This window comes from Photobacterium frigidiphilum (assembly GCF_003025615.1).
Classification (GTDB): Bacteria; Pseudomonadota; Gammaproteobacteria; order Enterobacterales; family Vibrionaceae; genus Photobacterium; species Photobacterium frigidiphilum.
Map to the genome: position 1 here is coordinate 24,327 of NZ_PYMJ01000020.1, position 20,155 is coordinate 44,481.

A 20,155-nucleotide genomic window follows, 5' to 3' on the forward strand; every position below is an offset into this window, starting at 1 on the left:
AATGTTTTGTTAGGTCGATGAATGAACTACGTAGAGTTAGATAAGTATTCTCGCAAGTGGATTTTCACCCACGCATCTATGCCAGTCGCAGCTGATGATTTGGAAGAAATTAAGCCGTTTACCCAAGCGCGCTCTTCACAAATTTGGTCGGAGCATATCAGTAAACACAGCCCTGATGCTGATCACTTCGAAAAAGGTGATTGGGCCTCGAATGACAAAATCTGGAGTGAAGATACTGATTGGCAAACTGAGTGGGATAGTGATGACGCCACTTTGCCAAACGGAGTGTTAGAGTTCATCGACTGGGAAGATAATACAACGGTCTTCTTCTGTTATGAAAAATACAATGTGATAGAGACCAAATGGGGCGTGTTGAAACGTAATTGGAAGAATTTTTTATTCTTTGATGACGGCCCTATGCTAATTGGTCGTAAGAAAAAACAAGTACTATGGTTCAACTCGAATGGTACGTTTAAATCAGGCCTTCGAGAGTAGATAGCTTCTATCTAGTATTCGCTATATCGTATTTATAAGCAGACTTTAGATTACTATTCGTAATAATCTGAAGTCTGCTTTGTTCATATTTTCATATCTCTATATTTCCCATTAGTTCTTCGATTTTTTTCCCTCCGCTTTTTAGATTCTTATGCGATGAATGGATAGAGGCACCAGAACTAATGAGTGGTTGATTTAGCGGTTCTCCAAGCACAACAAATAAACGTGTGCCAATATCACTTGTTTTTATTTCTAAGGCGTGTGAACTCAAATCTAATATTGCCATTTGATTAGGTTGTAGCTGATTACCACTAATATAAGCTTTACCTGAACGCAAATAGATAAAGCCAGCAGTAAGGTTACTCTTAGGTTGGAATGTCCACGTACCATAAGGGGAAATAATAATATCAAGGTAAACAATATCAATACTATAGCTAACGGGACTATTTATTCCTTTGTAACTTCCAACAAGTATTTTGGTGGTTGAGTCGGCTTCTTCGACAAGGGGAAGTATTGCGGTTTTGTAATTGGTGCTAGAGGCTGTTTCCATTTCCACATTGCCTGCGGGTAAGGCCGTCCATAGCTGAAATGTTTCCACCACTCCATTTGCTGGGGTTAATGTATCTTTGTGTACGATACCGCTTCCCGCGGTCATCACATGCACGTCACCTCCTTCTAGCGTCGCATGACAGCCAGAAGAATCGACATGTTTTACTTTGCCTACAACAGAGTAACTTATCGTATCGACGCCAGAGTGCCCATGAAAATTTAGCCCAACAGGCTTCACTTTATTTTTGGCTGCAAAATGATCCCACAGTACAAATGGATCGACTTCTGCGATATTACCTGCATCGATATATGCAGTCATTGCCCCTGCTTTTAATCCGTATCGGATTGTTATTATCTTTCTTGTTTTATTCATAGCTAAACCCAAATAAGGTTCAATAGTTAAATCATAGACCTTGAGCCCAAAAGAAACCTAAAATTTACAGGTAATTTTAAGAGAGGGGATGTATGAAGGGGGTGCTGTATAGTTGAGTAAATATATTTTATATCAGTATGTTACGTTCTGTGTTGGCGTTGTTTGTCTAGATTTGTATTATTGTAATGATGCTAACGAAACAAAGCTCTCGCGCATTATTATGAGTAAGCGGAGAGCTTTTTATTTGTATCAAATAGGCTAATATCGGTTATTGCATCCACATCCGAGCAGTTTGCGCTGGGATGGTTAAGTTGTGGTTCTGTGAAGTAATGGTTTCACTGCTGCCACTGAGCACATCAATGTAGGGTTGATACCAGTTAAACTCGTAGCGATAAGTGTCGACTGTGTAACTGCGAGCTTCGCTACATTTGTTGATGGCTACTAACCCTGCTTTATCTCGTTTAAAGATCAGCAGGCATTTATCGCTGTACACGGTCTCCATCGTTTTGCCTTGCATCCCGTTGTGAAAGCGAATCATGCTTACCATATCAGCGTTATTCCACACATCGCGCCAACGACCATTGTCTTTATCTTCTTCAGGTTTAAGCTTGTCACTATAGATGAGAGGGGTACCGCCGTTTTTACCCAGAATATAGGCGTAAGCGAGTTTTTCGTTAGTCTTATCCATTATCTGGTATCGGAAGCCGTCATTAGTCGGAATATCGTGGGTAATGGTAAAAGTGATAGCACGATCATTTGCTAGCGCTTGCCCGTATGCCTGCGGGTCATGCAATTGGCTCATGCTGCCATTGTAAGAAAAAGCATTTCGAATAGAAGAAAATAGCGGGAAATCATAAGCGCCATGATCTGTATTATTCAGATAAGGCTGTAAGAAAACATCGTAATCGTTAGTGCCTTTTCCACCGCTGGTGATCACCTCACCAAATACATGCATGCCGGCTGTGATTTCAGGAGTGAACACTTGATTTATTTGGTATTCGCTCATGTGTTTTACTGCATCGACACGAAATCCTTTAATGCCCATGGTTTTCAATGCTTGCAGGTATAAACGCTGTTGGCTCACCACCCAATTATTAGGGGCTAAATCTGGTAAACCAGTGTCACCGTTACCGCCGCATAAGCGCCAATACTGTACATGTCCCGGATTGCCCCAGTCGGTAATACATCCAGCAGGGTGGAAGTCATTGGCAGAGAAATTGCCTTGGGTCAGATCCCCAAATAATTTCTGTTTGTTCATGTAATCCATGTTTTGGCTGTATTGCGTCAACAGATCACTGCCAGGGTAATTAAGGTCGTTACGTTTCCAGCTTTCATTCGCCATGTGATTGAGCACGATGTCGGCATAGACTTCAACACCTTCAGTTTTAAGGGCGGCAATCAGTTTTTGTAAGTCTTCTTTGTTACCGACAGGTGAGTCGATTAAGCGAATGTCTTGCGGCTGGTAACGTGCCCACCATTCATCGCCAGATGATTTCAGCGGTGGTGAAATAAGCACTTTTTTATAGCCAGCCTGTGCGATGCTCTTGGCTTGTAGTGTAATGTCGCTGTATGACCAGTTAAATGCATGCAAAATGGTATCGGCTTGCACTGAAGTGGCAAAGAAACTGCTACCTATGATTGCGGTGGTAAGCACAGAGGCGCGTGCAAAGGATGTTCCTAACGTTATTGTCATTATTGGTATGCCTTATTAATAAATAGAATCTACATAAGGGAAGTGGAGTTAGACTTGTTGTTATTGGTATGTTTAACAGGTTACCTATAAATATTATCAATAGTTCCTGATGGGTTTATTCTTTGGAATCAATGTCGTTGATTGTAGTGCTGACTTTTTTAAGAATGTGATTGAGTAAACAATTTATAAGGTGCTGGAGTGTGTAATTGCGGCTATCTGAATGACGATTACTATAAAGATAGGTAAGATGGCATAAGATCAATGACTTATCGATAAGGCTATTTCGTGTTTTATAGCACCAAGACTTCTATTTACGTTGTATGGCTACTCAGTTTTCTTTTTTTGTTTTCTTCTTCTAGTTATGCAGTATCAGTAAGCAATGACAGTATTCCACTGGATAATAAAGCCCTGTCGGAAAATTCTGTATATGAAGGTTTGCTACATGCAGATCTTGCACAAAAAGACATAATACCTGAAGGGATCGTGGGTTCAGTTTGTGTTATTCGTCATGACGATAAAATTGTGATGTTGTCGGAAGTTATTACCAAAAAGCTATCATTACCTGGCGGATATATTGACCCTGGAAATACGGCAGAAGAAGCCGCTGTTCGTGAAGCGCTTGAAGAAACTGGGCTGGTGGTTTCCATTGATAAATTACTGCAATACCGTGGACGTGCCGCTATATACAGTTGTGTAGCTGATACGCCTATTTTAGTGTCTTCACAGGTTGATCATCGAAATTATACGGTTGTGGCATCGTGGTTTGCAGAGGACTTTGGCAAAGAAGTAAGACGGGTTTATTTGATCGACCCAGACAAAGTGAATAGTGATGAGTATCGATACCCTGATGATACAAAGCTATTGGCTAAGTGGATTAAGAATACGCCAAATAGTGAGATAACAGTCTATTCTGATTTGAGTGATAAAGTGAATGCTTTACACCGTTTTGAATTAACGTTAATGAATGACTTTCAGCAATGGGTTAAATCACAGTCGAACACCGTTAAATCAATTTTTGATGTAACCATGACAGTCGTTAATTTACCCGGTGAAGCGTATTTCCTTTTATTCGTTGCAATGGTGGTTATTGCTTTTTATGGACCAATGGCATTATTGCAGTTATTCGTGATGTTAATTGGCGTTATATTCATATCTTCTTTACTAAAGCATGGTGTTGCCTCACCAAGACCTTTTTATATCATGCCAGAATTACAACAAACAAATGCTTATGGCTTTAGCTTTCCTAGTGGCCATACATTAATGGCGACTGTGTTATGGGGTATGTTGTGGTGCCTTATACGCGAGAAGAATTGTGAAGCCAAAACATCGAAGAATATTTCATTATTTTCACTCTTTATTGTACTGATGATCGTAGGCCAAGCCGTTGCTAGAGTGTGGTATGGCGTACATTATATAAGTGATACGATCGCCAGTATTACTCTGGGTATTGTGATTGTCATTCTATGGAGTAAATGGCGCCACTCAAAGGAAATACCATTAAAACATAGTATTGCCAGTAAATGGTTTTGGTTGGGTGCAACGATCTTTGTTGGTGTGATTGCTAGCGTTACTCAACTACCAGATCATGTTTATTTATTCTCTGCACTATTAGCCATTTTCTTAAGCATTGAATTTGTGCCTAAATACTCGCTTACATTATCTGTGTTTAACCGTTGTGTAACTGCGTTAATAACGTTGATTGGTATTGTTGTGATTGGTTACTTTGTTTCCTCTCTTGCACATAGCTCTACGGTTAGCTTGATTGTTGTGGCGATAAATTCTATCGGGTCTTTTGTGGCAGTGGGCTGGACGGTGATCGTTCCCTCTCTATTGTATAAAAAGTTGGCAAATAAAGCGTGTTCTTTAAAAGCCAAATTCGATTAACGATGGTCTTAGTGATTTCACATTGAGCTTGGTCACACTTTTTTTAAGATAAAGAGTGAGGTAAAGTGGTTTATTTCTATTTTGAAAATATAACAAGCCAGTCTTCGTAGGATACGATAAAGACACTGGAGAGGGAGAGCAATGTTACCTGTATTAACATATCAGAATAGTATCGACGACGTCGTACTGTCTTATCTGACTGAGTTAGAATCTGCTGGTTTCACCGGCGATATTGAAAAAAGTTACGCGAGCCGTCTTGCCGTCGCTACCGACAATAGTGTTTATCAACTATTACCACAAGCCGTTGTGCTTCCTCGTTCAGTGAATGACTTATCCCTAATAGGTCAGATTGGTCAAAAAGAGGCGTATAAAAAAGTAACGTTTTCACCGCGCGGTGGGGGTACAGGTACCAATGGCCAATCATTAACACCAGGTATCATTGTTGATTTATCTCGGCATATGAACCAAATCCTTGAAGTGAATGCTGAAGAAGGATGGGTAAGAGTTCAAACCGGTACAATTAAAGACCAATTGAATGATGCTCTACGTCCTTACGGCTTCTTTTTCTCTCCTGATTTATCAACCAGTAATCGTGCCACCATTGGCGGTATGATCAGTACCGATGCATCAGGGCAGGGGTCGTTAAAGTACGGTAAAACATCGGATCATGTATTAGCACTGAAAGCCGTATTGGTCGATGGTTCAATATTAGATACCGAGCCGCTAGACAGTAAAGCAGTGGCTCGTTATGCGAATGAAGCCAGCTTTGTCGGTAATGCGATTAGTACTTCATCTACGGTATGTCGCGAAAAGCGCCAGCAGATTGTCGATAAATTCCCCTCGCTAAATCGTTTTTTAACGGGTTATGATCTTAAAAACGTATTTGATGAAAACGTTGAAACATTCGATATTGCCCGTCTTTTATGCGGTGCTGAAGGGTCGTTAGCCTTTGTTGCTGAAGCAAAACTCAATATTACCCCTATTCCTAAGTCTCGTACCTTAGTCAACATTAAGTACGATAGCTTCGATTCTGCATTGCGTAGCGCCCCGATGATGGTTGAAGCTCAAGCGCTATCGGTAGAGACTGTCGATTCACGTGTTTTGAATTTTGCTAAACAAGATATTGTTTGGAATACCGTCAGCGATTTACTCACCGATGTACCGGGCAAAGAAATGTTGGGTATTAATATGGTGGAATTTGCCAATAATGACCCTGAAGAAAACCAACGCCAAGTTACCGATTTATGCGCAAAGCTAGATATTCTTATCGATCAGCAGAAAGATGGCTTAATTGGCTATCAAGTATGTGATGAACTGGCAAGCATTCAAAAAATTTACACCATGCGTAAAAAAGCGGTGGGTTTATTAGGTGCAGTACAAGGCAATAAAAAGCCGATTGCTTTCGCAGAAGATACTTGCGTGCCACCTGAAAATTTAGCCGATTTTATTGTTGAATTTCGTCAACTTCTAGACGATAAAAAACTTGATTATGGCATGTTTGGTCACGTTGATGCTGGTGTGTTACACGTTCGACCAGCATTAGATATGTGCGATCCTGAGCAAGAACGCACCATGAAAGAAATTTCAGACCAAGTTGTTGCTTTAGTCGCGAAATATGGCGGCTTAATGTGGGGGGAACACGGTAAAGGTTTCCGCTCTGAGTATGGCCCTGCATTTTTTGGCGACGAGCTATTTACTGAATTACGTAGGATTAAAGCGGCATTTGACCCTGATAATCGCATGAATCCAGGTAAAATTTGTACGCCGTTAGGTAGCAGCGATGAGTTAGTCAAAGTTGATGGTGTTAAACGGGGTTTCTACGATCGTCAGATTCCAGTAACAACGCGTGATAGCTTTAAACAAGCGATGGAATGCAACGGTAACGGTTTGTGTTTTAATTACGACACAAGCTCTCCTATGTGTCCGTCGATGAAAATCACTGCAGATCGCCGTCATTCGCCAAAAGGTCGTGCGGGGCTAGTACGTGAATGGTTACGCCAGTTAGCCGAACAAGGTATTAACGCCGATGAGTTGGAGCAGAAGCTGCTCACCACGACACCCACGGTAAAGCAGATTATAGATCGCCTGAAAAACACCTATGGCCCACGTAAGAATGAGTACGATTATTCTCACGAAGTGATGGAAGCAATGAACGGTTGCCTTGCATGTAAAGCGTGTGCAAGCCAATGTCCGATTAAAGTGGATGTACCGAGTTTTCGTTCTCGTTTCATGAATATCTACTACAGTCGCTATCAACGTCCGGCCAAAGATTATTTGGTGGCGTATGTTGAAAATTATCTGCCGATTATGGCCAAAGCGCCTGTTACGTTTAATGCGATAATGCGACCAGCATGGTCGAAGAAACTGACAGAAAAAGCGATCGGTTATGTTGATATGCCAGCCTTGTCGGTGCCAACATTAATGGAAGACTTAGACGGTCATCATGCTACCCATTTTGATCTATCGTGGTTACAAGCGCTGTCGAAAACGGAGCGTAGTCAGTACGTACTTATTGTTCAAGACCCGTTTACCAGCTATTACGATGCGGAAGTGATCCGTGATTTTGTATACTTAATTGAAAAATTAGGTAAAAAACCCATGTTGGTTCCGTTTAAACCCAACGGTAAAGCACAGCATGTGAAAGGCTTTTTACGTCAATTTGCAAAAACAGCACGTAATACGGCTGATTTCTTGAATCAACTGGCGTCTTTGGGTATTCCGTTAGTCGGTGTCGATCCCGCACTTGTACTGTGTTATCGCGATGAGTACGAAGAGGTGCTGAAAGAAACGCGTGGTGATTTTCATGTACTAATGGCCCATGAATGGTTAACACCACTTCTGGCTGAGCAGCCGAAGGATGCATTACGTGATACAGCAAATATCAACGACGATTGGTACTTGTTTGCACACTGTACTGAAAAAACCAAAATGCCTAATGTAGAAAAAGAATGGATGGCAATCTTCAATCAATTCGGAGCAGGGCTAAAGCCTGTTGCTGTCGGTTGTTGTGGCATGGCTGGTACGTTTGGGCATGAGAAAGACAAACTTGAAATTTCGAAGGGTGTTTACAATCTGAGTTGGAAGCCAAACATTGATCTGTTGGATCCCGAGCGTTGTTTGGTGACAGGTTACTCATGCCGTAGTCAGGTGAAACGGTTTGAACACATCAAAATGAAACACCCCGTTCAGGCGTTGTTGCAATTACTGTCGTAGTTAGTGCCTAAGTGATATTCAATTTGTCTCAGGGCGGAATAATTTAGTAATGAAAAAGCGAGCAATTTATGCTCGCTTTTTTTATCGATAAATTTACGTTGGTAATGTCTTCGAATCAGATTAATCTTCGTTTGGGCATAACCAGCGATAGATAATACCCGCGACGATAGCACCGAGTATAGGTGCAACCCAGAATAGCCATAATTGAGACATCGCCCAATCACCCACGAAAATAGCTGGGCCTGTACTACGTGCAGGGTTAACAGATGTATTAGTAACAGGAATACTGATTAAGTGGATTAACGTTAACGCTAAACCAATGGCTAACCCTGCCATACCTGGGTTGGCTAATTTGTGTGTAACACCAAGAATGATGAACAAGAACATAAAGGTCATTACAAACTCGGTTACAAAGCCCGATAACATGGTGTAACCGCCAGGAGAATGCTCGCCATATCCGTTGGATGCTAGTCCGCCAGCAAGATCAAACCCTGCTTGACCACTTGCGATAATGTACAGTACAAATGCGCCAGCAATCGCACCTAAAACTTGGAAGACAATATAAGGGATAATTTCATTTGCTGGAAAGCGACCGCCAGACCATAAACCAACAGTTACAGCAGGGTTTAGGTGGCAACCTGAAATATGACCAATAGCGTAAGCCATCGTTACCACGGTTAAACCAAAGGCAAGTGCAACACCAAGTAGGCCAATTCCTACGTCAGGAAAAGCTGCTGCTAACACAGCGCTACCACAACCACCTAATACTAACCAAAATGTGCCAATGAATTCAGCAACAAGTTTTTTTATCATCATTAGTCTTCCTGTCCACAATTTTGTATAACGAAAATTTAATAAGATATGGTGTGATAACTGACATAAATTAACTAGAGGGGCACAGTATCTTTTATGTCAATTTATAGTATTTGATCTCTATTTATTAGTTGGATAATGATTAATCTAAGATTCAAAACTATTCAACATTCTTAACCACTTGATAAGTTACGATGTAAAAAGTGTAGCTACGTAATTTTAAAAGGCATACCTACACAATGTTTTTTATTCAGATTGTTTTTAAGCTTTTATTAGGGCGTGTTGACGTTTTAAGGCTTCACAGGCTAGACATTTGAAACGTCGACACGACCTAATCTGTCACATCAAGTAAATAGTCTTCTAATTGATCAGATAACCACTGAATAACTAATCCGCGTCGTGATTCACTTTCTACTATTTCACCGTAAGGCTGCCAGCTCATCGCTTTATTGTGTTTAATGACCTTGATTGTGCCTTGACGTAAATGTTCGTTAATTAGTAGCGCAGGAACATTAGACCACCCCGTACCATCTAAAACCGCATGGCTTAGGTATTCATAAAAAGCTAGGGCGATGTAGTTGGTCGAATTGGGTATATCCGTCTTTAAATTGTCACCTTCAATGTAAGCCAGAATGATTTCTGTATAGCGAGCGAAATCTTCACTGGTTACTTTTCGTAATTGACTAAGAGGGTGGTCTTTATGAGCAACAGACATCATGCGAATTTGCCCTAAGTCGAAATGAAGCAAACGTGGAATACGATGTTCAGTTGGCAATAAGCCATAAGCTACATCTACGGCATCTTGTTCTACTAAATTTTCTAATTCTGGTGGTGTAGCAGCATAGATAGAGATGCTGGTATTTGGGAATTTTTCCTTCAAGCGGTTGAGTGTGTCACGCCAAAATGTTTCAGGTAAAGCATCATCACGGGCGATACGAACAACAGATTCAACACCATCAATATGCAGAGTGCATTTTCGTTTAATATCGTTAGCAATTTGTAAGAGGCGAGTACAATCATTGGCAATGCTTTCACCAATATCAGTTAACTGAATGCGATTCCCTGTTCGTGCGAGTAATTTGACGCCGAGATCATCTTCAAGTGCGCTGAGAGAAGCACTCACTGTTGTTCGGCTCTTATTTAATTTACGCGCCGCTTCTGTTATCGATCCTGTTTTACTGGCATGAAGAAATATTTCAATCTGAGCTATTTTCAATTTAATGCTCCTGCTGACAAACAAATGTCATTTAACCGATTACTTATCCAGAATGGTATTACCTGTAGCGACGAAAAAGCTGTCGCTGAGGGATTATTACATTCTACTTCAACCAGATACTATGAATACATTCTAAAAAAACACTTTATCGACGAAAAAATTGTCGATAAAGGAGGATTTATGACCCGTAACATTCAGCTTGAACGTAATCTTCTTCACTTTTCGACTCTTTTTGCGCTGTTATTTGCGGTTATGGGAATCAGTTTAGGGGCATGGATTGGCTCTTTAGTCATCGTATTCGATGGGGCTTACTCGTTGGTTAGTCTTTTTCTTACCTTAGTATCGGTTGCTGCGGCATCTTATATACATAAGCCGAGAAAGCATCCTTCAGCTATCAATATTACCAAAGTAGAGCCAATGGTTATCGCTTTCAAAGGGTTAGTGATCACGCTAATGTGCTGTATTTCTTTTGCATCAGCCATTGAAGCAATATTGAATGGTGGTCGCGATGTGAATACTGGTGTGGCACTTATTTTTGGTGTTATTAATGTTCTAGGTTGTATTGGTGCTTATTGGCTAATGGTCAAAAAGGGTAAGCGTGCGAATTCAGGTTTAGTGGATGCAGAAGCAAAGCAGTGGTTAATGGACACCGTGATAAGTATCGCAGTCATGATTGGTTTTGTTTTGGCTAAGATTTTATCGCTAACGGAATATCAATCGTATGCAGTGTATGCCGATCCAGTAATGGTTATTATTGTTTCTATATATTTTATTATTGTGCCATTGAAAATGACTTATGAAGCTATTCAACAGTTAGTCTCAGATCAACAGCTAGCCTCAGATAACAACTAGTGTCAGATGGCAATAATCACGATGCTTCAGTTGGATCAGCCAGAACATGATAAGTAAATGAGTGGGTTATGAGGTTAGCTGGTTATTAAATAGTGATGATTCAACCAAAAAATACGGTTGAATCATCAGTTTAACACTTGTTTTGAATGCCAATGCACATTGAACGAAAATTAGCGACCTAGTAGTAGCGTCTTTTCGATTTCACGGTAATAATGTGCAGTGTTAATCAGTGACGTCGCGGTAAGCCCAGGTACGCCGTAAACTTCAACATCAACACCATACTTGGTTTGTACTTTATCAACGAGTAGATCAAAATCGCCGTCGCCAGAAAGTAAAATAACGCGGTCAACATCGCCAGCATGCTCAATCACATCAAGTGTGATACCAACATCCCAATCGCCTTTAGCTGAGCCATCGCTGCGCTGAATAAAGGGTTTAAGTTTTACTTCAAAACCGATACCACGAAGAATATTTTGGAATTGACCCTGCTTTTCATCACCACGATGAATAGCATAAGCATAAGCTGCAACCACTTCACGACCTTGTGTCGCTTCAGCCCAAAAGGCATTGTAATCAAAATTACACTTATACTTGTCTTTTACGGTGTAATAGATGTTTTGAACATCAACGAAAATGGCAACTTTTTCCACAATAATCCTTATCTTAGGTTAATTAAGAATATGCTTTACCATGGTGACTTGAATTACATAAAAATTCAAGTTAACTCTTAGCTGCTCTGCTACATAAGGTTTCAAGAGTTAGCTTGCGACTATGATTACTTCTTTTCTTTTTTGTCTTTATTGCCTTTCCCTGGGTTGTTATCACCGTGGACACTGCTATTTTTCTTGTCACCCTTGCTTTTTCCTTTCCCATCAGAACAATCTTCAGAGTTAATTTTAATATTGTCCGATTCCAGTTTTAGGCAATCTTTACTCAATTCAAAACCATCTCCTGAGATTGAAACATCAGCTTGAGCGTATGATATAGGTAGTAGAGTAAAAGCAATGAGTAATAATTTTTTGAGCACGTTTGTATTACCATGGTGAATAATATGATTGTATGTATAGTAGCCTTGTTTATGTAAACCGTTGCTGAATAGTGCTGAAAACTCGCCAGAGAATGTTTATTTTTATATATTCATGCTCAAGATAAAATAGAGTGGGTATAAGTTTGTATTTGATTGTCTTAAGCGGCAGAGATAATAAGAGAGAAGAATCATGAAAAATATTTTGATTGGTGGGTTGTTATTGAGCTCAACGGCCGTATTTGCGCAAAGCTGTCCTGTCGATGTAACCAATGAAATTCACATCAACAATGGTGAAGTATCTGTTTATCAGAGCGGCCAACCGAAAGTCATGATAGATGAAGATAACAATGTATTTATCAATGGCAAGCAACTGGATTTAAATGCGATGCAACGTCAGGCTTTGGAAGCCTACAGTAATGGCGTTAAAGAATACCTTCCGAAAATGGCTGATATTGCCAGTGATGGTGCAAGTATCGCCACTGATGTTCTTGATGAAGTTTCATCGAGTTTTGATTCAAAAGAATCATTTGCCAATGTTGAAGCATTGATTGATGAATATGGGCAAAAAGCACAAGATAAATTCTACAAAAACGATGAATTTGTGATGCCAGCAGATATGTTTGCAGATGTAGATGAAAGTTGGAAAACAGAGTTTGATGAAGCGATGAAGCACGTGAGTGTTGAATCAATGTCGAGCTTATTTGCCGCGTTATCTGAAGAGATGAAAGATGGCGAGATCAACTTTACTGAGCTTCAAACGAAATTCTCAGATCTAAAACAACGTATTGAAGAGCGTGTAAAAGCAAGATCAGGTGAAGTGGCAGTGAAAGCTGATGACCTGTGTAATTCGATTAAAGGGCTGGCTCAAGAAGAGCAAGAACTGCATAAAGCTATTCCTGAACTGAAAGATTATCAGATGTTTGAGATTTAATTTATCTGCTTTGTCGCTCATAATAAATAGACTTTTAAATGAATAAGTTAGCACTGTGCTAAGATGACTTATTCGTTTTAAGAGGCTGATAGTATGTTGAAAGTCGGAGTGATCATTGGGTTACTTGCTCTAGCTCTGTTAGCGACTAAGTATCTTGATGAAAAGATTCAGAAAAAAATCTTTATTGGGTTAGCTGCTATTGCAGCTGGTGCGATTGTTTTATTCATGGGTGCAGAGCTGTTCCGATAATATTTGTATATTACTTACAAAGCAGGGTACACGGTTTCCAGCCCGGTGATTTGATTCGAATTATAAAGCTAAGCACCTCGTCACTTTCGTAAAATGGTATCTCGAGATTGCTTAGCCTTTCATTAAAATCGTCAACGTATTTTAGGACGAGACACTGTCAATAACGCTGTGTTATTGCGTTTGTGCTTATAACATATCGGTTAACGCAATGCCCACACCAATGCGTTGTTGGTTGTGGTTATAGTCTATTAGACTTTCACCATACCCCGTTGTGTATTGTGCATACCCACGTAAACGTCCCCATAATGGAAATGTTAAACCGAGCTCAGCATAGCCCTTGTGTTCACTGAAATTCTGACGGCCTAAGAAGGTGAATTCGTAATCATCCCAGCGGTAGGCTGAGGATAGTTCAAAGTGTCCCATATAATCTTCAAGATCAGGGTTATCATCACCATCTGCACTTTCTGGCGTTTCTTTTTCATCTTCAGGTAAACGCCACCAAGGGCGCAAAGATAAAGCAAAATTATTCTTTTCAAAAATAAAATCGGTGTAAATACGGTTCCAACTACGCGATAACTCTTGGCTACGTCCATTAGATTCATGTTCAATACCGAATGCTACCCATGTATTACCTTCTAATGGTGTCCATGGCGTTGGTGCAAAATAGAACATTTCAGGTCGATAGTTTGTTTCTCTGAATGGGCTAGAAATGTCATCGGCGTATACCTGCCACCAAGATTTTAATGTAATGCCAAAAAACACCCCGTCGCCTTCGATAAACATGCTGTCGTAATTCAATGGTACTTTAAAGCTGATCTGAAATTTAGCTTCGACATCTTTAAGACTGTCTTCCCAACCTGTTGCTGCATAAGCGTCTTTGTTTACATCGTTGGTATATGTTACGGGTAAGATGTAATTCATTCTATGCGGTGTAATCACATAAGGGTTGAATGCGTTTCTACGCTCATTTGCCATCCGTTCAGACAGTAAATCTTGTTCGTTTTTAGCGAGCTCTGCATCGGTTTTACATTTTGCTCTTACTTCACCCAGTGTTAACTCATAATCGTGATATTTTACAGCATTGAGTAGGCAGTCATTGTAACTGATAGGCTGCTCTGCAAATGCCTTGAAAGAGACGGTAATAAGAAGGCTTAGCAAGCATAATGTGTAGTTGTGAGTCACCGAGAGTCCTTTCTATGTTATTGAACTAACAACCAAAATAGAGTGCTGTTAGCCTGTGTTTATAGCACCTTAATATATCTATGAGCTAAGTGCTGTTCGAATAATGTCAAATTAATTAGTAAAAACGAAAGCTTACAAAAAAACACAAAAAAAGGCGCTGAATATTCAGCGCCTATTTAATCAATTATTTTGCTTTGGCTCTGCTTCGATTAGGATTTCCACCTTGACCTTGACCTTGACGAGTCGAGGTTGGCTTACCTGGTCTGCTTGGGCGGTTGCCCGAAGGTTTACCATTCGCAGATGCAGAGTAATTACCTACATCACTTCCTTGGCTTCTTGAACCTGGCTTACTTCCTGGTTTAGTGCCAGCTTTGCCTGCAGGTTTACCGTTCGACGAGGTATTACCATTTGGACGGTTACCCGTGGTAGGGCGGTTGCCTGATGGGCGTTTACCATCTTTACGAATATCTGGTTGATTCGGGTGCTTGGTTGCAAAGCGTTTTGCACCATGACGACCTGATTGACGACGTTGTGCTGGCGTTAGCTGTGATTCTTGATCAGAACCTTCTTCAGGTACTAAACAATTGGCGCGATCACCAATAAGGTACTTCTTACCCATTGAAATCAGCGTTTCACGAATAAGCGGCCAGTTAAGTGGATCGTGGTAACGTAATAGGGCTTTATGCACACGACGTTCACGTTCACCTTTTGCAACAAATAATTCTTCACGTTTCTTATACTTAACACGTTTTAGCGGGTTAGTTTCAGAGTGATACATAGAGGTTGCATTACACATCGGTGACGGATAGAAGTTCTGAACCTGATCGCACTCATATTCATATTTCTTTAGCCACAATGCTAAGTTCAACATATCTTCGTTAGTTGAACCTGGGTGCGCTGAAATAAAGTAAGGGATTAGGTATTGTTTCTTACCTGCATCTTTACTGTATTTCTCGAACATATTCTTAAAACGATCGTATGTGCCCATACCTGGTTTCATCATCAGGTCGAGGGTGCCTTTTTCTGTGTGCTCAGGCGCAATCTTTAAGTAACCACCTACGTGGTGAGTCACAAGTTCACGCACGTACTCAGGCGATTCAACCGCTAAGTCGTAACGCACACCCGATGCAATCAATACCTTTTTAATGCCATCAACTTTGCGAGCTTCACGATAAAGATCGATGGTATGTTTATGATCAGTATTTAGCTTTTCACAGATCTTAGGGAAGATACAAGATGGACGACGACAGTTAATTTCAGCTTTAGGATCAGAGCAGCCTAAGCGGTACATGTTTGCAGTTGGACCACCAAGATCTGAAATAGTACCGGTAAAACCTGGCACTTTATCGCGTATGTCTTTTAGTTCATCAATAATCGATTCTTGAGAGCGGTTTTGAATAATGCGCCCTTCGTGTTCGGTAATTGAACAGAAGCTACAACCACCAAAACAACCACGCATGATATTCACTGACGTCTTGATCATGTCGTAAGCTGGAATTTTCGCTTTACCGTATGAAGGGTGAGGTACTCGTGCGAAAGGCAAGCCAAACACAAAGTCCATTTCTTCAGTGGTTAGTGGAATAGGGGGTGTATTAACCCATAACTCGCGATCACCGTGCTTTTGAGCCAATGCGCGTGATGAATACGGGTTGGCTTCTAAGTGCATTACACGACTTGCGTGTGCATACAGAATACGGTCGTTACATAACTTTTCATACGAAGGTAAGCGGATATAAGTATTTTTTGGATCATGGCGAGAAGCCGTTACTACAACAGGCTTAGCAACGGGTTCTACTTTTACTTCATCTTCTTGCTTGGTTTTACATTCTTCTTCTGTCGCGTAAGGGTTGATCATAGGCATTGCTTTGCCTGGTTTCTCTATACGAGAAGAATCAATTTCTCTGAAGCGTTCAGGAATTTCTTTAATGATAACGGCGGTACCAGCGATATTTTTCATATCTTCTAGTTGTTCGCCTTTAGCAATACGGTGAGCGACTTCTACCAAGGCGCGTTCAGCATTACCAAAAAGAAGAATGTCAGCTTTTGCATCGACAATAACAGAGCGGCGCACTTTATCAGACCAATAGTCGTAGTGCGTTAAGCGACGTAGGCTCGCTTCAATACCACCAAGAACAATAGGTGTTTCTTTATATGCTTCACGACAACGCTGAGAATACACAAGAACCGCACGATCAGGGCGTTTACCGCCTTCGTTGTTCGGTGTGTAGGCGTCATCATGACGTAATTTACGATCTGCCGTGTAACGGTTGATCATGGAATCCATGTTACCAGCAGTCAGACCAAAGAATAGATTCGGTTGACCAAGTTCCATGAAGGCATCTTTATTATCCCATTTAGGCTGAGAGATAATACCGACACGAAAGCCCTGAGATTCGAGCAAGCGACCGATAACCGCCATGCCGAAACTTGGGTGGTCTACGTACGCATCACCAGTCACGATAATAATGTCGCAGCTATCCCAGCCGAGTGCATCCATTTCTTTACGCGTGGTAGGTAAGAAGGGTGCAATTCCGTAGCACTCTGCCCAGTACTTTGGATAGCTATTTATTGGTGTTGCTTTCGTGTGCATGTGTTGACCTCAATCTTTGGAGGCGGGAATTATAGCCGTTCAGTAAATGGCTGGCTAGCCCTTATATTTACTGACTTTTTGGCATTATTACGCATGATTTTTATGTGGTTAAGCATAGTCGTAAATAAATGGAGGGAATAAAACATTTTTTACTTTAAATAAACCGTGTTAATCCAGTGTGATGGCTTAGAAGCAGTAAGATACCGATACGAAGCTTAGATTCCAAGAATAACCATGAAATGACTGATAGTTATACCCAAAGACGCATTACGGCCATCAATTATGAATCCCAAGCCATTGTTCGGCACAATCGCCATGGCGGTAATCGGACAGCTTACCTTGTACTTCTGCATGAAAGTCCGTTCTTTGGTCAAAGTCTGACTTTACAAGTGCTTGCGGAGAGGGAAAGCGAGCGGTCTCAGTGATCAAAAATTACACTTAAACATACAAATCGTAATGACAATCATTATCACATAGGTTAAGGTTATGTTTTCCTGATTGAGATTGATGCTATGTAGGCGTTTTTGTTTTTCTTTACGTACTTTTCACATGCTAATTCTGACGTGATTGGAAATAACGGAAGTTTCTTTAAAATTAGTGATGAAGATTTGATTGCCTTTAAGACTGCAAAGGCTCTTTCTTCTAGGATCTTCACATTTTGACCTCGAGCCAAATTTAACGCCGATAAAGTAAAGGTTATTGATGATATCAAAAAAAAGAATAAGTGCAGCCTATGAAGAATTAAATAGAAAAGGATTTAAAGAGGTGACTTATAATTCTTATGTGACTAAAAAATTAGATCGTATTGGGCTGAGATTTAAACCTTATTATTATAATAACTTCATTGAAAATTTCATTCACCTTACATTTTCTGCATTATGTGCTTATCTTATATTAAAGTTAATATTTGACTTCTGGTTAAATATTATTAGTTTATCATTTGTTTCTGGGGGTATTGCATTGATAGTGTCTTCTCTTGGGAATGCTGTTTACTTCTCCTATTTAAGAAGTAAGCACAATATATCTAAATGGGACGATCTTCCTAAATAATTAAAATTTGAAGGCTTCACCTGCAGCTTTACGGTGTAGGTGAACAGTTAATTTTATGGATCCTTGAAAACAGTTTCGTGATGATGGATAGGCTAAGCGGTTGGCTCAGTTAATGGCATAAAGACAAAGCCGAAAACTTACTCAAGCCCCCTTTGATGGGTGTACAAAGAAAAGGTATTCGAGGTCGTTTACTCATTATTCTAGAAGTATCAATGATTGTATCTTACTGGGTTGAAGGTTCAGTTGTTCGTATATTGCGCGAATATTAAGAAGTATACGTATATCAAGGCTATTTCTTAATAAGAAAAAAGCCTAACTGTGTGAGTTAGGCTTTGGAAAAATCATTCTTTGAAATGCTTCATTATCAATAAATAGTGCGTGGCATCACGGGTAAGAGCATGCATATTCATCACACGTTTCAGCAGATAACATCACTGATCGTGTTGGGTCATTCGCTTTAGTGGTTATTTCTTGATGCTTAGGTGTAAGATTCAGTTCAAATTCGTTCTCTGGCTCATCCGTCCAAAATGTAAAACCGACACTATCACCTGACTGGCCTAATGGGTTACCACGAGGGTCATTTTTTCGTGGTTGGTCAAGATTGTTACGCGAACGGAATTCATCATCATGTTGGTATGTTGTACGAACCGTCCCGTTAGAATCGACGCATACGGTGTTTTCCATCACTCCACTTGGGACGCATTCCGCCATGCTGAGCATTGGAAATAGGCCGACAAGCAATACAATTAGCGTGTTCTTCTTCATGTTTACATTCCATATATGCGTTTTATTGTGCGCTTTTGTGTTATTCATTGATAATAATAATGAATAAGCATAATGGATGGTGTTTTATTGCGCAATAGTTGAGTGTACAAAAATGTGCATCTTGAATGATGTTTTAGGGCTTCTGTTTTAGCTCAATCTCTGCATACATGGTAAATGCGTAAAGGAAGGCACTTAGTCCGTTAAACAATAGACGCAGAACTATACTCTACTAGGACGGACTGGCAGATATATTTTGTGTCGTAGTGATATAAAAGATAACCATGATTCTTACCTTACTACTACACATTAAATTGACGTTATTGTGTATGAGTAATGTTGGAGGTCATTATGACTATTTCTACTAGATTGAATGAGTACTTAGACAAAAATAATATTGCGTATAAAACTGTTCCTCACTTTCATAGCACAGGTTCAATAAGCACTGCTGTGGCATCAAGCATTCACCCTAAGAATATCGCAAAAGCCGTCTTGCTTGTCGATCATGATGGGCACAAAGTCATGGCTGTATTACCCGCAGATAAAAAGATATGTATATCCACATTGAATGAAAAATTTAATGCGTCTTATCAACTGATTAAAGAGAAGGATATATATAATTTGTTTGCTGATTGTGACGAAGGTGCAATTCCCCCCGTTGGCGGTGCATTTAATATAACGGTTGTGTGTGATGACCTTCTTGATACCTTAGACGGTGTCTATATTGAAGCTGGGGATCATCAGACGCTATTGCAGGTAGATCACGAGGCTTTTAAAAGCATTATGGCAAATGCGAAGCATGCACGATTTAGTGAGGAGATGCTGCATTAAGGATTTTCAAGTGCCTGGTTTTGTATAATAAAATTAAATGGTTATCGGAGTAATTGGTAGCATTGATATTCTATCTTTATCGTAAAGGGGAGGAGTATGTCGAATAATATTATTGCGGATAATCAGCCAGTGCTTGTCCAATTAGAGAAAGGTAAAACATACCAATTTTGTGTTTGTGGTTATTCGCACACACAGCCATTTTGTGACGATTCACATTTAGGTACTGAATTTGAACCGATATATTTTACGGCAGAAAAAACAGAACAACGTTGGCTATGCCAGTGTAAGCAAAGCGGTAATCAACCATATTGTGATGGAAGCCATAAGGCGTACTCTGAAGATGATATTGGTCTAGAAGCCCCAAATAAAGATGATTCACAGTAACCTTTTTTGTAATCGCGGTACGTTTATTAAAGTGAATCGAGAGGAATAAAAAAGCCCACAA

19 protein-coding genes and 1 pseudogene are annotated in these 20,155 nt (G+C 40.3%); 10 read left to right on the plus strand and 10 right to left on the minus strand.

Features of this window, described 5'->3' with window-relative positions; translation table 11 throughout:
* Nucleotides 1–21 precede the first annotated feature (21 nt).
* A complete protein-coding gene (locus C9J12_RS17860; protein ID WP_107243941.1) occupies nt 22–495 on the plus strand; it encodes a DUF2947 domain-containing protein in 474 nt (157 codons plus the stop codon).
* Nucleotides 496–586: 91 nt separating this feature from the next.
* On the opposite strand, the gene C9J12_RS17865 is transcribed toward C9J12_RS17860, so the two are convergent.
* Both C9J12_RS17865 and C9J12_RS17870 read right to left on the minus strand, forming a co-directional pair.
* On the minus strand, nt 587–1,417 hold the full coding sequence (locus C9J12_RS17865; protein ID WP_227876395.1) for a pirin family protein: 831 nt from the start codon (nt 1,415–1,417) through the stop codon (nt 587–589).
* A gap of 268 nt (nt 1,418–1,685) precedes the next feature.
* A complete protein-coding gene (locus tag C9J12_RS17870; RefSeq protein WP_107243943.1) occupies nt 1,686–3,110 on the minus strand; it encodes an alpha-amylase family protein in 1,425 nt (474 codons plus the stop codon).
* Nucleotides 3,111–3,395: 285 nt separating this feature from the next.
* On the opposite strand from C9J12_RS17870, the gene C9J12_RS31520 reads away from it, so the two are divergent.
* Nucleotides 3,396–4,994: a bifunctional NUDIX hydrolase/phosphatase PAP2 family protein gene (locus C9J12_RS31520; RefSeq protein WP_107243944.1), complete on the plus strand. Its 1,599-nt coding sequence runs from the start codon at nt 3,396–3,398 to the stop codon at nt 4,992–4,994.
* A gap of 141 nt (nt 4,995–5,135) precedes the next feature.
* Entirely contained in the window at nt 5,136–8,207 is a 3,072-nt protein-coding gene (ydiJ, locus tag C9J12_RS17880) for a D-2-hydroxyglutarate dehydrogenase YdiJ (RefSeq protein WP_107243945.1), read from the plus strand.
* A gap of 120 nt (nt 8,208–8,327) precedes the next feature.
* On the opposite strand, the gene aqpZ is transcribed toward ydiJ, so the two are convergent.
* Complete coding sequence (gene aqpZ, locus C9J12_RS17885) at nt 8,328–9,020, minus strand: aquaporin Z (protein WP_107244021.1); 693 nt, start codon at nt 9,018–9,020, stop codon at nt 8,328–8,330.
* A gap of 331 nt (nt 9,021–9,351) precedes the next feature.
* A complete protein-coding gene (locus C9J12_RS17890) occupies nt 9,352–10,236 on the minus strand; it encodes a LysR family transcriptional regulator (protein WP_107243946.1) in 885 nt (294 codons plus the stop codon).
* Between the two features lie 180 nt (nt 10,237–10,416).
* On the opposite strand from C9J12_RS17890, the gene C9J12_RS17895 reads away from it, so the two are divergent.
* Complete coding sequence (locus tag C9J12_RS17895) at nt 10,417–11,088, plus strand: cation transporter (protein ID WP_107243947.1); 672 nt, start codon at nt 10,417–10,419, stop codon at nt 11,086–11,088.
* 170 nt (nt 11,089–11,258) lie between these two features.
* On the opposite strand, the gene C9J12_RS17900 is transcribed toward C9J12_RS17895, so the two are convergent.
* The gene (locus C9J12_RS17900) at nt 11,259–11,738 is read right to left on the minus strand and encodes a LabA-like NYN domain-containing protein (protein WP_107243948.1); all 480 of its coding nucleotides are present in this window, start codon (nt 11,736–11,738) and stop codon (nt 11,259–11,261) included.
* A 125-nt stretch (nt 11,739–11,863) separates the two neighbouring features.
* Nucleotides 11,864–12,115: a hypothetical protein gene (locus C9J12_RS17905; RefSeq protein ID WP_011218039.1), complete on the minus strand. Its 252-nt coding sequence runs from the start codon at nt 12,113–12,115 to the stop codon at nt 11,864–11,866.
* A 190-nt stretch (nt 12,116–12,305) separates the two neighbouring features.
* Here C9J12_RS17905 and C9J12_RS17910 point away from each other — a divergent pair, with 190 nt between their 5' ends.
* Both C9J12_RS17910 and C9J12_RS30735 read left to right on the plus strand, forming a co-directional pair.
* Nucleotides 12,306–13,046, plus strand: a complete 741-nt coding sequence (locus tag C9J12_RS17910) for a YggN family protein (RefSeq protein WP_107243949.1) — start codon at nt 12,306–12,308, stop codon at nt 13,044–13,046.
* A 93-nt stretch (nt 13,047–13,139) separates the two neighbouring features.
* Complete coding sequence (locus C9J12_RS30735; RefSeq protein ID WP_170111812.1) at nt 13,140–13,295, plus strand: hypothetical protein; 156 nt, start codon at nt 13,140–13,142, stop codon at nt 13,293–13,295.
* 186 nt (nt 13,296–13,481) lie between these two features.
* On the opposite strand, the gene C9J12_RS17915 is transcribed toward C9J12_RS30735, so the two are convergent.
* From C9J12_RS17915 to C9J12_RS30740, 3 genes are all read right to left on the minus strand, one after another.
* Nucleotides 13,482–14,477 (minus strand): phospholipase A, encoded by a 996-nt coding sequence (locus tag C9J12_RS17915; RefSeq protein WP_107243950.1) that lies wholly within the window; start codon nt 14,475–14,477, stop codon nt 13,482–13,484.
* A gap of 184 nt (nt 14,478–14,661) precedes the next feature.
* Nucleotides 14,662–17,067, minus strand: coding sequence for a YgiQ family radical SAM protein (locus tag C9J12_RS17920; RefSeq protein ID WP_107243951.1), 2,406 nt, complete (start codon nt 17,065–17,067; stop codon nt 14,662–14,664).
* 276 nt (nt 17,068–17,343) lie between these two features.
* Entirely contained in the window at nt 17,344–17,496 is a 153-nt protein-coding gene (locus tag C9J12_RS30740; protein ID WP_170111813.1) for a hypothetical protein, read from the minus strand.
* A 273-nt stretch (nt 17,497–17,769) separates the two neighbouring features.
* On the opposite strand from C9J12_RS30740, the gene C9J12_RS17925 reads away from it, so the two are divergent.
* Together C9J12_RS17925 and C9J12_RS17930 are read left to right on the plus strand one after the other, a co-directional pair.
* The gene (locus C9J12_RS17925; protein ID WP_041394042.1) at nt 17,770–18,117 is read left to right on the plus strand and encodes a DUF6404 family protein; all 348 of its coding nucleotides are present in this window, start codon (nt 17,770–17,772) and stop codon (nt 18,115–18,117) included.
* Between the two features lie 125 nt (nt 18,118–18,242).
* A pseudogene (locus tag C9J12_RS17930) lies at nt 18,243–18,386 on the plus strand (type II toxin-antitoxin system mRNA interferase toxin, RelE/StbE family); the annotation flags it as partial.
* Between the two features lie 115 nt (nt 18,387–18,501).
* Here the strand turns inward: C9J12_RS17930 and C9J12_RS17935 are convergent.
* Entirely contained in the window at nt 18,502–18,882 is a 381-nt protein-coding gene (locus C9J12_RS17935) for a hypothetical protein (RefSeq protein ID WP_107243952.1), read from the minus strand.
* A gap of 348 nt (nt 18,883–19,230) precedes the next feature.
* On the opposite strand from C9J12_RS17935, the gene C9J12_RS17940 reads away from it, so the two are divergent.
* Together C9J12_RS17940 and C9J12_RS17945 are read left to right on the plus strand one after the other, a co-directional pair.
* Nucleotides 19,231–19,710 (plus strand): aminoacyl-tRNA deacylase, encoded by a 480-nt coding sequence (locus C9J12_RS17940; protein ID WP_107243953.1) that lies wholly within the window; start codon nt 19,231–19,233, stop codon nt 19,708–19,710.
* Nucleotides 19,711–19,806: 96 nt separating this feature from the next.
* Nucleotides 19,807–20,094, plus strand: a complete 288-nt coding sequence (locus tag C9J12_RS17945; protein WP_107243954.1) for a CDGSH iron-sulfur domain-containing protein — start codon at nt 19,807–19,809, stop codon at nt 20,092–20,094.
* The last annotated feature ends 61 nt before the right edge of the window (nt 20,095–20,155 follow it).